11 protein-coding genes and 3 pseudogenes are annotated in these 15,407 nt (G+C 54.3%); 1 reads left to right on the top strand and 13 read right to left on the bottom strand.

Annotated features, from left to right (window positions below; all coding sequences use genetic code 11):
- Window positions 1-176 precede the first annotated feature (176 nt).
- The 8 genes and pseudogenes from M2343_RS15505 to M2343_RS15470 form a co-directional block, all read right to left on the bottom strand.
- Entirely contained in the window at window positions 177-1,082 is a 906-nt protein-coding gene (locus tag M2343_RS15505) for an NAD-dependent epimerase/dehydratase family protein (protein WP_264577318.1), read from the bottom strand.
- Window positions 1,079-1,609: a dTDP-4-dehydrorhamnose 3,5-epimerase family protein gene (locus tag M2343_RS15500; protein ID WP_264577317.1), complete on the bottom strand. Its 531-nt coding sequence runs from the start codon at window positions 1,607-1,609 to the stop codon at window positions 1,079-1,081. The genes M2343_RS15505 and M2343_RS15500 overlap by 4 nt, the downstream gene beginning before the upstream one ends.
- Window positions 1,606-2,844 carry a class I SAM-dependent methyltransferase gene (locus M2343_RS15495; RefSeq protein WP_264577316.1) on the bottom strand — a complete coding sequence of 413 codons (1,239 nt, stop codon included), beginning with the start codon at window positions 2,842-2,844 and terminating at the stop codon, window positions 1,606-1,608. The genes M2343_RS15500 and M2343_RS15495 overlap by 4 nt, the downstream gene beginning before the upstream one ends.
- Window positions 2,844-3,932, bottom strand: coding sequence for a CDP-glucose 4,6-dehydratase (gene rfbG, locus M2343_RS15490; protein WP_264577315.1), 1,089 nt, complete (start codon window positions 3,930-3,932; stop codon window positions 2,844-2,846). The genes M2343_RS15495 and rfbG overlap by 1 nt, the downstream gene beginning before the upstream one ends.
- Window positions 3,932-4,699, bottom strand: coding sequence for a glucose-1-phosphate cytidylyltransferase (rfbF, locus tag M2343_RS15485; RefSeq protein WP_264577314.1), 768 nt, complete (start codon window positions 4,697-4,699; stop codon window positions 3,932-3,934). Before rfbF ends, rfbG begins: the two co-directional genes overlap by 1 nt.
- 216 nt (window positions 4,700-4,915) lie before the next feature.
- Window positions 4,916-5,681: pseudogene (locus tag M2343_RS15480) on the bottom strand (IS5 family transposase).
- A gap of 71 nt (window positions 5,682-5,752) precedes the next feature.
- Window positions 5,753-6,169, bottom strand: coding sequence for a hypothetical protein (locus tag M2343_RS15475; RefSeq protein WP_264577313.1), 417 nt, complete (start codon window positions 6,167-6,169; stop codon window positions 5,753-5,755).
- 83 nt (window positions 6,170-6,252) lie between these two features.
- Window positions 6,253-6,375, bottom strand: a pseudogene (locus M2343_RS15470) (IS5/IS1182 family transposase); the annotation flags it as partial.
- Window positions 6,376-6,439: 64 nt separating this feature from the next.
- Between M2343_RS15470 and M2343_RS15465 the strand changes: the two are divergent.
- Window positions 6,440-7,583, top strand: a pseudogene (locus M2343_RS15465) (IS3 family transposase).
- A 118-nt stretch (window positions 7,584-7,701) separates the two neighbouring features.
- Here M2343_RS15465 and M2343_RS15460 read toward each other — a convergent pair.
- The 5 genes from M2343_RS15460 to M2343_RS15440 all read right to left on the bottom strand — a co-directional run bounded on the left by M2343_RS15460 (window position 7,702) and on the right by M2343_RS15440 (window position 15,405).
- Complete coding sequence (locus M2343_RS15460; RefSeq protein ID WP_264577312.1) at window positions 7,702-7,881, bottom strand: hypothetical protein; 180 nt, start codon at window positions 7,879-7,881, stop codon at window positions 7,702-7,704.
- A 271-nt stretch (window positions 7,882-8,152) separates the two neighbouring features.
- Window positions 8,153-12,064 carry a rhamnan synthesis F family protein gene (locus M2343_RS15455; RefSeq protein ID WP_264577311.1) on the bottom strand — a complete coding sequence of 1,304 codons (3,912 nt, stop codon included), beginning with the start codon at window positions 12,062-12,064 and terminating at the stop codon, window positions 8,153-8,155.
- A 202-nt stretch (window positions 12,065-12,266) separates the two neighbouring features.
- On the bottom strand, window positions 12,267-13,217 hold the full coding sequence (locus tag M2343_RS15450) for a phytanoyl-CoA dioxygenase family protein (RefSeq protein WP_264577310.1): 951 nt from the start codon (window positions 13,215-13,217) through the stop codon (window positions 12,267-12,269).
- Window positions 13,218-13,220: 3 nt separating this feature from the next.
- Window positions 13,221-14,039 carry a DUF5672 family protein gene (locus tag M2343_RS15445; RefSeq protein WP_264577309.1) on the bottom strand — a complete coding sequence of 273 codons (819 nt, stop codon included), beginning with the start codon at window positions 14,037-14,039 and terminating at the stop codon, window positions 13,221-13,223.
- A 4-nt stretch (window positions 14,040-14,043) separates the two neighbouring features.
- A complete protein-coding gene (locus M2343_RS15440) occupies window positions 14,044-15,405 on the bottom strand; it encodes a glycosyltransferase family 2 protein (protein WP_319799414.1) in 1,362 nt (453 codons plus the stop codon).
- Window positions 15,406-15,407: the final 2 nt, after the last annotated feature.

Raw genomic sequence — 15,407 nt, 5'->3', positions numbered from 1 at the left:
TCAGGATTGTGCTGCAGATACCACTTGGCATCGAACAGGGGCGTCTGTGCGAACATTCTGCTACGTTTTGATAAACGCTTTGCCAGGCGGGCAGTGCTCTTATGCGAGCGATTGAGCGACATTCAGCATTTTCCTGACAAGAATAAAAGATGATCGAGATGGATGCCTAATATATTTCATACCGCTGTGGAGTTTTGAATCCACCATTGAGCGGTATTCGCTAGACCATCGTGTAGATTGAAGAATGGGCGGAAACCGATGTCACCGTGCAGCCGGTCAACGGAGCCATATAGCAGCGGCGGTTCGTTCAGATTAGTCGGCCTTGCCCCGAACCGTATATTTTCAGGCCGGTTTAGGGCTTCTGCCACGCAACGGACGACGTCGCGTACTTCTACAGCCGAGCCCGAACATATGTTGAATACCCCTTGGTAATCGCTGTTGAGTGCTGCCACGAAGGCGCTTGCAACATCTGCAACATGCAAGAAATCACGCCGCTGCCGACCTTCGCTAACCTCTGGCACGCGGCCGCAACATAGTGCCGTAGCAACGTCCGAAACCAGTCGGCCCGGCCCCTCATTGGGACCATACAACCAGAAAATCCTTCCCCAGGCTACTGAATGCCCATGCTGCTCGGCATCACGCAGTACCATTCGGCGCAACGCGTCTTTAGAAACGCCATACAAAGTTGCCGGGTTGATTGGTGAGATGTGTTCATCAAGTCGACCGTCACATGTCCAATCATACTCGGCACAGCTCCCGGCTAGCACCGCCCGTTTGCCACCGGCGGCGTGGAAAGCGCGAACCAGTTCCACGCTGGCGGCACACCAGTCCAAATTATCCGCTGCATTCCAGAATTTGCCCGGCACTGCATTCCAAGCCAAATGCAGGAGGTGTGATGGTCGCACCTGTTCGATCAGTGCCGCCGCCGCTCCTGGCATAGTAAGGTCCGTTGCCACATGCTCCGCACCGATGAGCTCCACCGCTGTACGACTGCTGCCTACTACTGCAACGTCTCGTCCTATGAGTTGATTGATCACCTGACGCCCGACAAAGCCGCTGGATCCAGTAACGAGGATTTTCATTCTGACCAGTCGGGATATGCCGCGTCACGGTCAGACAGAATGGGATTTGGCAAAGGCCAATCAATTCCGAATGCCGGATCGTTCCAGCGCACACCTGAGCCGAAGCCGGCACGAAATGCGGGCGTGATCTGGTACAGCATGTCGGTGTCATCAACGAGCGTCTGGAAACCGTGCGCCAGGCCGGGCGCGATATATAGGCCCGTACCGCTATCAGCCGTTAGTCTTTCGGCGACCCATTTCCCACAGGTAGGAGAGCCCGGGCGAACATCAACTACTACATCCATAAGCGCACCGCGCACGCAGCGAACGAACTTCGCTTCTGCGTGGGGAGCTGCTTGGTAATGCATCCCGCGTAATGTCCCGGCCAACAAGTTGCGCGACAAGCTCGACTGTTCAAATCTCTCAGACAGCCCGTGGGCAGCGAACTCCGCCTCACAAAAGGTGCGCGCAAAATAACCACGTTCGTCGAACACGGGAGATAGGTCGACCCGCCAAACTCCAGCTATAAAAAGGGGAGTGAAAATCATCGATGGATATGAACCGTCGGGATGGGCGTGACGAATGCGCATCCCCAACCCCGGACGTGGGCCATCTGCTCCATGATTTCGTCACGTAAATTCCATGGCAAGATAAGGAGGTAATCAGGCTTTTCGCTGTCGATGCGGTCCGGAGTATAAATCGGTATCCGCGTTCCAGGAAGCAACTTACCGGCCTTATGTGGACTGCGATCAACTGTGAATGCGACAAGATCAGCCTTAACACCACAATAATTTAGCAGCGTATTACCTTTGGCTGGCGCGCCATAAGCCGCAACGGTTTTTCCGTTTCGCTTCGCCGCGACCAGGAATTCGAGCAAGGCGAGCTTGGTATCGACCACGGCGGCGGAAAAGTGTCTATATGTGTCCAAGTCCGTTAAACCAGCAGCTTTTTCCGCCTGTAGCATTGCTGCAATAGCAGGGGTGTCAAGGCGAGTCACATCGTCGTTATGGGCAATATATACGCGCAAAGAACCGCCATGTGTCTGCAGTTCTTCAACATCGTAAACGCGCATACCGTGCTCTGCGAACATGCGCCTTACGACAGTAAATGATAAGTAACTGAAATGTTCGTGATAGATCGTATCAAACTGGCGCTGTTCGATCAGACGCAAAAGATGCGGAAACTCGATGTTGGCGACACCACCATGCTTTAGCAGAATTGGGTAGCCCGAAATGAAATCATTGATGTCGGGAACATGCGCCAACACGTTATTGGCAGCCATCACATCCGCCTGAATACCCTTATCTCGCAAACGCTCAGCCGTTACCCGCCCGAAGAAAGCGACATCACTCTCGATCCCCCGCTCCTCTAAAGCGACGCGCGCAGTATTGGCCGTTGGCTCAATCCCCAAGACGGGTATGCCCGATCGTTTGAAGTACTGTAGCAGGTAACCGTCGTTTGAAGCGATCTCAACGACCAAACTTTCTGTTCCCAGCCGCTCGGCCGAAATCATCTTCACTGCATATTTTTCGGCATGGGCCAGCCACGATTGGGAATAGGACGAAAAATAGGCATAGTCATCCGAGAACATGTTCTCGGCCTTTTCAAAATCGATCAACTGCACAAGCCAACAGTTGCCGCAGACATAGGCATGCAACGGATAGAACGGCTCCATCGCCGCGGAATGTTGTGGTGCAATGTAGTCGTTTGAAATTGGAGACATACCGAGATCGGCAAACGACACCTCGAGCGGCGCATTACAGAAACGACAAGTAGGATCCATTAGACAGCTCCGGTAAGGGCTTCGTAGGCCCCGATATGATTAATTGTGATGCTGCGCGCGGATTGCCCCGCTGCAACCGACTTGTACCAGTCCACAGTCCAAGCCAACCCATCCGCTATCGGCAACCTCGGCCGCCAGCCTAATCCGAGGCGTGCTTTACTAGCATCGACGCGCAGCAACATCGCCTCATGAGGATGTACGGCATTATCTTGGACCCAGCCGACCCCATCACCCCAAGCTTTGGCCAGTACATCGACAACTCTGCCAACCGGCCAGGCATCGTCATCGGGAGGACCGAAATTCCAACCCTGCGCGGCTTGCGCGCCATGCTCGACCAGCGCTTGAGCCAGCATCAGATAACCCGTGATCGGCTCAAGCACATGCTGCCATGGCCGGGTCGAAAGAGGATTACGGATGAGGACATCCGTCTTTTGAGAAAATGAGCGTATGGAATCAGGGACAAGGCGGTCTGGGGACCAGTCTCCGCCGCCGATTACATTACCTGCGCGGGCAGATGCTAACAATGGTCCATCCGGTCGGTTGAAGAACGAGCGGCGATAGGATGCGGTGACCAGTTCAGCGCAGCCCTTGCTAGCACTATAGGGGTCGGCCCCCCCCATTGGTTCCGTTTCGCGATATGCCCAGACTTGCTCCGTATTCTCGTAGCACTTGTCACTAGTGACGTTAACGATCGCACGTAAGCCTGGACTGCGTCGCGCCGCCTCAAGCACATTAACCAGGCCGATGACATTGGTCTCGAATGTTGACACTGGATCGCCGTACGATGCATGGACCAATGCCTGCGCCGCCATATGCAAAACCACGTCGGGTCGTGCTTCGATGAAAGCTGCCTCAACTGCTGCGGCATCTCGAATGTCAGCGAAACCGATCCGGTCGCCGGGGTAACCGATGGCGGACCACAGCGCCTCGCCGCCGGGCGCCGCAACGGGCTCGAGCGCTAGGCCGTAAACATCGGCACCGAGCAGCTCGAGCCACATTGCAGCCCATCCACCTTTGAACCCAGTGTGCCCCGTCAGCAGCACCCGCTTGCCGCGCCAAAAAGTAGACGACGGGAACTGGACTGCCATCACCAAGTTTTCCATGGAGCATTACCGCTCTGCCACAGATCCTCAAGGTGATGCTTATCTCGCAATGTGTCCATCGGTTGCCAGAACCCTTCATGCCGATATGCCGACAGCTGCCCATCACTGGCCAGCCCCTCCAACGGGTCGCGCTCCCAAGTCGTGGCATCGCCTTCGATTCGCTCGATCACGCTCGGAGCGAGGACGAAGAACCCGCCATTAATCCAACTGCCGTCGCCCTGCGGCTTTTCGATGAAGCCGCGCACTCTGCCATCAGCGATGTCCAGAGCACCAAACCGGCCCGGTGGACGTACAGCAGTTACAGTCGCCTCGCAATCACCTGCAACATGGAAATCAATCAGTTTGCGGATGTCGATATCTGCTAGTCCGTCACCATAGGTCATGCAAAAATTATCATCGCCTATATGATCTGCAACGCGCTTAATCCGTCCGCCAGTCATTGTATCGGCGCCGGTGTCGACCAGTGTTATTTTCCATTTCTCAGCTCGTGAATGATGGATATCCAAGCCGTTGCGGGTAAGATCAATCGTCACATCTGCCATGTGCAAAAAATAGTTGGCAAAGTACTCTTTCACATAGTACCCCTTATAGCCAAGGCATATGATAAAATCATTCAATCCGGCTGTAGAATAGATTTTCATAATATGCCAAAGTATTGGTAGTCCACCAATTTCTACCATAGGCTTTGGCCTTATTGATGTTTCTTCCGACAATCGAGTACCTAATCCTCCTGCCAGCAAAACTACTTTCATATTAATACCGCCTCAGATTCGATGTGCACTTGATTTTTCAGTGGTGTGAACTTGATGCCTCTTTAAAGCCAGGAGCCTACGATGCAACTCTCTTCCATCTGAAATATCTCTCTTCCATCTGAAATATCATTCTGTTTCAAATGGTATTCTCGATCGACGCAAACATCCGTGGAGGCTAATCGGGTTAGGCTGCTCAGTGCCATCTCGGCAGAAGTATTAGGCCGTAGACTCATAAGCGCGGAGCCACAGGCGCATTGATGCGAGCTGGACCATGGCAAGGAAGTTATCCGCCAACTTATCGTAGCGGGTGGCAACGCGGCGGAAGTGTTTGAGTTTGGAGAAGAAGCGCTCGATCAGATTGCGCTCACGATAGAGCCGCTTGCTGAAGCAAGGCTTCCACTTTCGATTGGATTTGGGCGGGATATTGGGCGTGGCGCCCTGTTCCTCGATCAGCGTGCGGATGCGATCAGCATCGTAGGCTTTGTCGGCGAGCACGATCGTGTGGGGCTAAAGCTGGTTGAGCAGATTGTCCGCGACTTGGCCATCATGTGCCTGCCCAGCGGTCAGGCCGAGCCGGATCGGGAGGCCTTGCGCATCAACGACCGCGTGGATTTTGGTCGTGAGCCCGCCTCGGGAGCGACCGAGACAATGATCTCGATCCCCCTTTTTGCCGTCGCGGCCTGTTGGTGGGCGCGAACGGACGTGCTGTCGATCATCTGGATGTCGCCGTAATTGGCGGCGGTGATGGCGTCCATCATCCGGTCCCAGACGCCCGCCTTCCGCCATCGCACGAAGCGGTTGTAGCAGGTAGTGCGCGGGCCATAGCGTTCGGGCAGGTCGCGCCACGGTGCACCAGACCGCAAAACCCAAAAGATGCCATTGAGCACACGCCGGTCATCGACACGCGGCACGCCTCGGGGTTGTTGGGCAGAAGCGGCTCGATCACGCGCCACTCGAAGTCAGTCAGATCATATCGGCTCATACAGAGCTTGAATCAGAGTTCAGCTCGATACGAAAGCGCGAGCCGACACTCGCGCACCGGCAACTGCCCGCTTAGCCGTAATATCCGGGTCCGAATGTGATCACGGACATGACAGGCTGATCAGGCTCTCCAGTGGATGACCAAACGCCCACGCCCACCTTGCTCGAGGTCGCCCCGCCGGGTTCGAGACGAAGTTCGGGATCGAGCATAAGCAAATAATCTATGGCTTCGCCCATCATCACGGTCGTGAGGGATTCCCCCTGCAAGGTAGGATCGCTGGGCTTTGAAAACTCTAACGCTTCCAGCAGCTCTGCATCATCATAGTATGCAAACACGCCCTCTTTCGACCAATAATCTGCTTCCTCGCTATCCGCCGAGCGTTTGAACGGCTGGTGGCCATTCCCAAAGAAGGCGCGCACGCTGCCCCTCGACGAACCGAGCGGCAGCCCCCTCAATCCACCACCAAGTTCGATTGTCAGTTTGCTCATACCGAGACGATTGCAGGATCGACAGTATAGCGCAATGAGGGATGCGCTGCCGATCTAAATCATTCAATTTATGAGTTCACGGCCTAGACCGTGGACTCATAAGCACGTAGCCACAGCCGCATCGAAGCGAGGTGGACCATGGCGAGGAAGTTGGCGGCAAGCTTGTCATAACGAGTGGCGACACGGCGGAAGTGCTTCAGCTTGGATGACGTGCTGTCCTGAAATGTGACCGATTTTGAGTAGAGTCCGACGCGAAGGAGTCGGACGAAGATGAAGCGCAGCAGGTTCGGCGAAGAGCAGATCATCGCGATCTTGAAGAGCAGGAGGCCGGGATGGCGACGGCGGACGTGTGTCGCCGCCACGGGATCAGTTCGGCAACGGTCTACAAGTGGAAGTCAAAGTGTGGCGGCCTGGAGGCGTCCGAGGCCAGGCGACTGCGCGCTCGAAGACGAGAACGCGAAGCTGAAGAAGCTGCTGGCCGAGGCGATGCTGGACAACGTGGTGCTGAAGGATCTGGCATCAAAAAAATGGTAACGCCCGGCGCTAAGCTGGAAGCCGTCGCGCATGCTCGTGAGTATCACGGGCTGAGCGAGCGTCGGGCGTGCAACCTGGTTGGCGTGAGCCGCCGGGTGATCCGGTATCGGTCGTTACGGCCGGATGATGGTCCGTTGCGGCAGAGGCTGCGCGAGCTAGCGGCTGAGCGTCGCCGGTTCAGCTACCGACGCCTCGGTTACCTGCTGGCTCGCGAGGGCATGACGCCCAACCACAAGAAGCTGCTTCGGGTCTATCGCGAGGAGAACCTGCGGGTCCGACGCCGCGGTGGCCGCAAGCGCGCCTTGGTGCCAGAGCGTTGATGGTGCTGCCGGACGGGCCGAACCAGCGTTGGTCGCTGGACTTCGTCTCCGATACCCTGACGTGCAGCCAGCGGTTCCGTATCCTGTGCGTGGTCGACGACTACACGGGGGAATGCTTGGCGCTGGTGGCTGACACGTCGCTATCGGGCGTGCGGGTCGCGAGGATCTGACGCGGCTGATCGGGATGCGCGGCAAGCGACATACGGTGGTCAGCGACAACGGCACCGAGCTGACCTCGTCGGCCATCCTGCGCTGATCGCAAGAGCGGCGGGTCGAGTGGCATTACATCGCCCCGGGGAAGCCAATGCAGAACGGCTTCGTCGAGAGCTTCAACAGTCGCTTGCGCAACGAATGCCTAAACGAGACGCTGTTTACGTCGCTGCCGCATGCCCGCTTCGTGCTCGATGCCTGGCGGCACGACTACAACCATGTCAGGCCGCACTCGAAACTGGGCGGGAGAACCCCGCGATAAAGCCGGCCAACCTGTCCGGGGGCATGCCCCCGGACAGGTTGGCATCACCTCAACCCATCACCATGAAGGAGCCGGACCCCACCTATGACCGGTAACAATCAGGGGAGCACGTCAGCGGCTCGATCACGCGCCATTCGAAGTCAGTCAGATCGTATCGGCTCATACCGACGCTGAATCAGATAATCGTCACGAGGGAAACCTCCCCGTCAGAAGCCATACGCCCTTGGGTTGGCTAGGACGGTATCGACGGTCAACTGAGGTTCCGTGTCTTCCACCAGCTCAAGCAGGACCATCATCTCATTTCGATCCCGCCGCCGCACAGCAGCATCCCATTTATCCAGGATGCCAACGTGAAACAGCCGCTTGTTGACGGTCACACCTGCCAAACTCGGTTCGCCTGCTCATCCATGAATGACGGTTGGCACGTCGGCGATCCACCGCCAACGGTTAATGGGTTCACGGCCTAATTTATCGCACCCCAAACATATTGCCATATGGTCTCCATACCCCGATCGAGCAAAATGCGTCACCTGTCGGGAAGCCACTGTATTTGAGCAATTCAGCACACAATCGCTTCAATCGCCCTACAATAACGCAAGAGGGAAAGCGAGACGGCGCCCTGCTTGTGCAGCGCAGTCCGTCGACCCACATGTATTGTCAAAGATACCAAGCATCAACCTTCGGCTCGGCAGCCAAGTCGAGCCGGCCCTTCGAAAGGCTCGGATGCGAAGCCGGATCGTTATCGAGCCAACGCGACCATCGCGATAAGAATAGTGACACTTCAGGGCCGGGTGGCATGGTCTCTCCGCGTGACGCCTTTTCGGTATGGGTAAATTGAGCATCCGGATTATACACTATGCGATATCCCAAATTACGGATGCGCAAGCACAGATCAATATCATTGAATTCTAGACTAAAGCGTTCGTCGAAACCGTTTAACTGTTTGAGGATTGACAGTCGGGTTGCAAAGACCGCGCCGGTCACCATTGACCACTCCCGCTGGGCGACGGCCCAATCATTATACGTCTTTGCTTCCACTGGCCATCCAAGCCACGCATGAACGGCCGTGCGAAAAGATGGGAACATACCGGCATGCTGAATACTCCCGTCATCAAAATAAAGACGGGCACCGACTCCACCGACACTCTCGTCGACCGCGAAGCTTAAAAGAGCCTGTAACCAGTCAGGTGTGGTAGGAATAACATCATCGTTCAGGAAGATGATATATTCGTCGCTTGCCTTACGCCACAGCCTGTTCATCTTGGCAGAATAATTAAACGGTTCGCCAACCGCCCGCGGCGTCTCGATCCGCTTCAGGATGAACGGCCATGACTGTCGAGCCCAATCAGGTTCCCCCACTACATCATCACCCACGATCACTGTAATGCGATCCATAGGCCATGCGGCGCTGGGGATGTGTGCCAACAACGATTCGATAAACATTTCTGTTTGGTTTGGTCGGTACGTTTGCCGAGTGGGTATTACGATCGTAACGGGAGGATAGTCCTTGCCCACAAAGCGGCGACGCTGTAGCAACAACCCAGGCGCCTCCCCTTCAACGAAACTGATATCCGTTGAGGCCCTGCGAGCCATGAGGACTGCGCGGCGCGCGATGACGTGGGCCACAGGACGCTTTCCTTCATAGCCGATCAGGACCTCCGGGATCCTGGCAATAGCGCACCCTGCCTCGTCCATGCGTAATATCAAATCATAAAGTACAGCGGTGCCGTGTGTTCGATCTAGGCCGCCCACATCGGTCAGCATCTTCCGGCGCACTGCGACAGGCGCTCCGATGTAATCTTGCGATATAAGAAGTGTACGATTGAAGTCCGGCTTAAAATTCAAGCGGTTTATCATATCTTCTCCGACTGCAACGTCATCCGCGTAAAAGAGCGAAACATCGGGCCGGTTCGTGGAGGAAGTCATGACAAAGTGGCGTGTGTCAGGAGAAACACGGGCATTGCGGGGGGCAAATAGGATCCAATCGTTCGGACTGCCGCTCGGCAATGCGGAGCCATTCCAAGACAGATCATCCTCCAGTGGAACGACGACGAGCCCTGGGGAACTGGAAAAATCGCAAAATCTCTCCGCAGATGAAAAATTGGGATTAATCTCAGGCGGCGACGGAGGATTTGCTACTCCTCTTTGCGGTTGGGCTATTGTCTCTTTGACACTTGAGTTTTTAATTGCGTGGGCAAAGCTCTCTTTGATGGTATCAGCCACGGCTTCGTAGGATAGAAGACGGGCGACGTTAGCCTTCGCCGCCTCGCCAATGGTATGATCTCCGGACATGATTGCCTTCGCCGCTTTCAAGAGCGCTGCAGCGAATGCATCCTCGTTTACCTTTGCCCAACTATGGCCAGCAAGATAGTGGCCGTAGTTCTGGTCCAGCGTCCACATCTCTGCCACAACGGGATAGCCGCATTCTTCATTTACAAAATCGCGTGTGCCTGCATAATCCGTTACAACAACCAGCTTGCTCAACGCCATGGCTTCGGCGACCGTCAGTCCGAAGCCTTCGGAACAATGTGGCGATGCGTAGATATCTGCCGCTGCAATTAGGCTGGTGACCTCATCGGAATAAAGCGAAACCTCAAGTATGCGCACGCCGGGAGTGCCGTCCGCAAGCCTGACTAACGCGTCGCCCGCTTCCGGACGATCATGAAGATGCTTTATTTTGAGAACTAGTGTCCAACCCTGCGCAACTAAGCCCGATGTTGCAAACGCGCGTATCAATCCCTCGGGGTTTTTGCGGACCAGATAGCTGGCGCCATCGAAGATATAGAGGATCACCTTGAGGTCAGGATCGATCCCGAACCGGCGCAGCGTGGTATTGCGGTCGGACGCAATCCTTGTCGGTACGCGAACGGGATGTGGAACGACATCGACCGGGATATCTACTTCGCTGCGGAAAATATCCGCACAATAGGTGCTCGGTGCCCAAATCCGATCAACTGAATGCAATTCTTGCTGCCAGCTCGCCGGTAGTTTGTCGGTTTCCCAAACCCAATATCCAATTCGCTGCTTCGCCGACCGAATGATATCGCGTTGCTCGGCCGTAAGGACGTTCCAAGAATCGGGGTTAAGATGAACAATTGCGATGTCCGGGCGGCCGGTGAAATCAGTCGTCTCAATCGAGGGGCATACAAGTCGGTGAACATGGAAAGGCTTCATGATGGGATAGGCATTAATGTCTGCATCGATGTGCCGGAGCGCATTAATAATTTCGCGGCTCGCTGCGCCAAGACCATTCTCATAATTCCAAGGGCCGAAAAAGGAGATGCGAAGCGGATGATCGCACGTTATCGCATTGTATTCTCGGACATTGACCAGCAAATCCCCGTTAAGCCCCTCCGGTACGGATGATATTTCGGCGGCCCGCAGCACCGATCGAACAAGCTCTATGTCGAAGCCCGCCTGTTTTAGGACAACCGGCCATTGATTGCGAACTTCCTCAAGAACTTCTGGCTGGTCAGTGAATTCCGCAAACTTATCACGCAGCATAAGGAGTTTGATGAATGGAAAGCCCTGCTCGATCAGTTCACGCCAACTGAAGAAGGTAGGATTTGCTGAAAAAGACCCCACGTATAATGCTCGTACAACCAAACCGGCCGCCTGCATTTTCGCGGCGAATGGTACTTCATAAGTTCGGATAACCTCATCCTTATCGTCAATCCTGCGCAGATCACGAATGAAATGCTGGAACTCCCAAGAACTCAGCGCTTTGGGTTTGAACCCTAGGAAATAGCTCTGCACATGCCAGCCATATTCGTGACTAGCCGTCAGCGCCACGACGTCAGCCGGGCACGCTCGTACGCGGGCCATCATAGCCCCGAAGACGTCGACATCAGCTGTAGGGATCACGCTGTCATTCGTCATCACGAGCAAGCTTGCCCCGAACAGCGTCGGGAATAGCTGAAAGGCATGCGCCCAAGCGCCGAAATCATATCCGGCATTGTCACGCACGATAACACCAGCAGCTGCCGCCACTTCCTTGTCAAGCAGCTCTAATGGACGGTCCACAATGGCGACAAGAACAACAGACAGCCCCGTTCTAGAAAGCTGCTCCATATATGGCAAAATATGGGGCTTTAGCCGACCAGCCGGTGCATGGGTGACAAGGATTGCCGCATCGCGATCTCGAGCAAGGGTCAATTCCTTCACGATCACATGACGCAGGCCTGCCGGTTGCCTCACATAATGATATCCAGACCTCGTGCATTTCCGGCCTTCGGCACGACCGTGTAAAATATAATGCAGAAGCGGATTAATCTCTGACCTGCCAACATCAGGATAGGTAGTTAAATAGAACCGGGTGTCAAATCCAGGCCCTGGATCGCGCCCCTCTTTATACCCGTCGTGCATGTAATGAAAAAACGCTGATTGCCCTGCAGCCACGACATCGGGATAGGTCTTTTCATACCAATCTGCATCAAAAAGTCCGCTTTTTTGATTTGAACTTGTGCAAATTATTTCCTGAGCCCTATTAAAAGACTTTCTTTTTTGATGTCTCTTTAATAGATTACAGAAAAAAGAAAATGAACTGAAAAACTTTTTAATTCTACTCATCCTGTAGCCTCAAATGAACTATTTTTAGCTAAATAAGTTTACTGAAACTAGAATATGAGAAAGGTACAGATTATGTCGACATAAATCCCTAGGCGGCCTTTCAATTTTAACGTCCAGCGCCTTAGCAGTGTAATTATTGTCATTAACGGATAAACATAAAAGCTAAATTTCGTTATAGGCAGTTGTATTCTAGCGAGGAACTTCAACTAATCCAGCGTCTAAGAAACCGGCGGAAAAGCGTGGTTAGGCCAATTTCTCTAGATGAGGGACGCTCTGGCACGAACTCGCCGAGATAGCAGCTTCGCCGGGTCGACCCATCATTGATCGCCGTCGGATTTCGGAGGCAAAACTTTGCTAACACCTCATCCGAATAGGCGGGCGTGTAATATATACAGTCATCGAAATAATAGTGTGTCACCTGCGACCAGCGAGTGAGGCGCGGATCATTCTGAGGAGCACCTCCGTGCAAGAGGTTTGCGCACCAAATGAGCGCCTGCCCTTTCCGCGCCAGGAATATTTCTTCTTGCGTGCCGTGAGCATCGCACAACGCCCGCCACGCTGGCCCATATGGGTCCTGCGCCGACCGCAGCTTTCCACCCTCGCCCCGGCGCCCAATAAGCGCATTCGTCATGATCGGCCAACGGTGCGACGCGGGGTGATAGAAGAGTGGACCGGCGTCGGGGCCGATATCTTCCATAGCTAACCATACCCCGCACATGAAGCGCTCGGGCAAGCTGGAAAAGTGCACCGAATCCGAATGGGCGTCTTGCTGGGTCCCGACCGGGAAATTCAGTGTCTGAAACGGAAATGCAGTGCGTCCGTAAAGCTTGCTAAGAAGACTAATAACTTTTTCATTAGCCGCGATGGCGTAGACATCCTCATCGAATTTCCAGGCATCTTGGATACGCCTTTCACCGACCGTCTTGTCACTTTGCGGATCGGCAAAGTCGATGCCGAAGCGCGGCCCTAGGTTCTGCTTAATGCGATCAATCCGCGCGTCGATGTTTGCATCGGCAAAATCGAATATGGCATAGCCTTTTTCATGAAGGCTAATAGCAATCCTTTCTTCCTCAGGGCTCCAGCCCTGCGAAGAAGAGAGTGAGGAGAAAAGGGGGGATTCAACCAACGGCAATCCAGGCAGTGGATTCTTCAATGTTTATGCCTTTTCACAGGTCTTAGGTGGATGTGGGACTGCTGGTCTTCCAAACCCTCCAATCATGTAATCAAAGATCATCTGGGTCACGCGTTGGGCACCCCCTGCTCCGTTCCCGACTTCCTTTAGGATGGTTACAAAATCTGCCCTGACAGTACCTTTGTTATCGAGATCGCGATACATTTGCCAGAATGCTCTGACGCCAATGGCCCGAGGCATGTGCCACACGCCATGATAGCCAAAACTCTTCTTCAGATCACCAGCTCGCTCTGTAGCGAAGACGTCGGCAAGCTGCGGGGGAGCAAAACAAAGTCCCATGTCCTCCAGCCACTTACGGTTGGTCCGTCCAATCGCAATATCTTCAACATGAGATGCGTTGAATCCCGGTTCGCGGCATGCTTCCATTAGACGTCGGCTGCGCAACGAAAAGCCACCATTGCCAACATCATGGCCGTCGGCGAACTGTGGCCAACGCGCACCAATATAGTCGTATTCTAAAAACTCAGGTCGCCACCGCTGCGCGTTAAGGACATGACCATCCCATTGCGAAATTAGACAATGTGAAGTTTCAATATGGTCGACCATGTGTGACAGCACAAAATCAGAATAGGCCTCAGTAGAACATAGCGGACCGATATGTACGACCGTGATGCCGGGGTGATCGGCCTTCACCGGCGCGTCGGTGAACAACTTGCATTCGGCGAATTCAACTTTGTCCAAGCTCGCCTCAAGCGCGCGCAACGTCGCCGCTACATTAACGGATGTAGCGGCGCACAACGTGACTTGGGGTAAAACAAGCCGCGACACAAAAATGTTTTCCATGTTATCAGACCGCTAACACAAAACGTTCACTTGCCCGCTGAAGCTCAGGATGGTGAAATGGATCAATAACGCTGTCCGTTCCCCATAACCTTTGCAGAGCAGCCAATTCCCCAGCATACCGCGCTGTGCCTATTGGATCCTCGTCCCGACCGCGTGATATTGATTCGTGGTGGATCAACGTTGCGCGCGGCTCGTAAAAAGATTGCCAGCCCCGTTGATTCAGCCGTAAGCACAAATCCACATCATTGAAGGCAACTGCAAAGTTTCGTTCGTCAAGACCGCCTATCGCGAAAAACTTATCTCGGTCTACAACCAAGCAAGCTGCCGTAACGGCAGTCGTGAATTGTGGTAAAGAATGGCGATGGAAATAACCTTCTTCTTCTGAAAATAAGTAGCGATGGGCGTGACCTGCCGCATTACCGACGCCTATGACGACGCCTGCATGCTGGATTCGTCCATCCGGATACAACAGCTTTGCGCCCACTGCACCGACGTCTTCGCGCTGTGCTTGTATGACCATCGTTGCTAGCCAATTTGGATCTAGAATCTCGATATCATTGTTGAGCAGGCATAGCAGCTGCCCTCGCGCTTCCCGCGCTGCGCGGTTGTTGATCGCCGAGTAATTGAAAGCACCGCTATGACGCATCACTCGAACATTAGTCGGGTCTAGTGCATCAAGGTAGGACAATGTCTCGGGATCGTCGCTGTCATTATCGACGACGATCACTTCAAGATTGGAATATTGGGTAGCAGCTACCCCTTCCAAGCAGATTCGAAGCAGTTCAACGCGATTACGCGTAGGAATTATAATCGTGACGAGCGGCGGGTTACTAGCGAGGGGCCGGGGCGCCATTGGAACGCGCGGATTGAGACGACTACGGCGGTGGTGCAGCATTTGGCGCAAATGCAATGGTGCGGCCCGCCTCGTGGCTCGCACGACGAGTTGCTTTTCCCAGTCTCGGGCGCTGGAAATTGCCATCAATTCCTCGTGCGATGTGCGGATGATGCAAGAACGCGTTAGATAGTCGAAGTGGAGGAATAATTCACTGTTCCAGTCTGGTTTGAAATGCGGTGTATGGCGCCCACCATTTCTATCCACCAAATCATCGTCGGCATAGATAAGTTGTACTACATCTTTTGTCAGACCTACCACTGCTGCACGATAGGCTCCTATCGCTTGAGGGCAAATTATGTCGCCTGGAGCAATAGGCATTATCCATGGGTTTCCGTCCCAGTCGATTTCCGCAGCCGCCTCAAATAGGGTTGGAGAGGCAGTTGTGCCGATCAGAAATGCTGGCACGCCTTGCGCAGTCAAGCTACGGATAGTGTCATCAAGCCCATCTTGTTCGGCCCGTATATCGAGCAAGG

It is taken from the genome of Sphingobium sp. B8D3B, from assembly GCF_025961875.1.
Taxonomy (GTDB): Bacteria; Pseudomonadota; Alphaproteobacteria; order Sphingomonadales; family Sphingomonadaceae; genus Sphingobium.
This window is presented reverse-complemented; position numbering and strand designations above follow the sequence as displayed.

Bases quoted from the DNA above. Each gene is read 5' to 3' on its own strand.
- M2343_RS15500 (WP_264577317.1), bottom strand. From the start codon at position 1,609: ATGATTTTCACTCCCCTTTTTATAGCTGGAGTTTGGCGGGTCGACCTA.
- rfbF (WP_264577314.1), bottom strand. From the start codon at position 4,699: ATGAAAGTAGTTTTGCTGGCAGGAGGATTAGGTACTCGATTGTCGGAA.
- M2343_RS15455 (WP_264577311.1), bottom strand. From the start codon at position 12,064: ATGAGTAGAATTAAAAAGTTTTTCAGTTCATTTTCTTTTTTCTGTAAT.
- M2343_RS15475 (WP_264577313.1), bottom strand. From the start codon at position 6,169: ATGAGCAAACTGACAATCGAACTTGGTGGTGGATTGAGGGGGCTGCCG.
- M2343_RS15445 (WP_264577309.1), bottom strand. From the start codon at position 14,039: ATGGAAAACATTTTTGTGTCGCGGCTTGTTTTACCCCAAGTCACGTTG.
- M2343_RS15505 (WP_264577318.1), bottom strand. From the start codon at position 1,082: ATGAAAATCCTCGTTACTGGATCCAGCGGCTTTGTCGGGCGTCAGGTG.
- rfbG (WP_264577315.1), bottom strand. From the start codon at position 3,932: ATGGCAGTCCAGTTCCCGTCGTCTACTTTTTGGCGCGGCAAGCGGGTG.
- M2343_RS15495 (WP_264577316.1), bottom strand. From the start codon at position 2,844: ATGGATCCTACTTGTCGTTTCTGTAATGCGCCGCTCGAGGTGTCGTTT.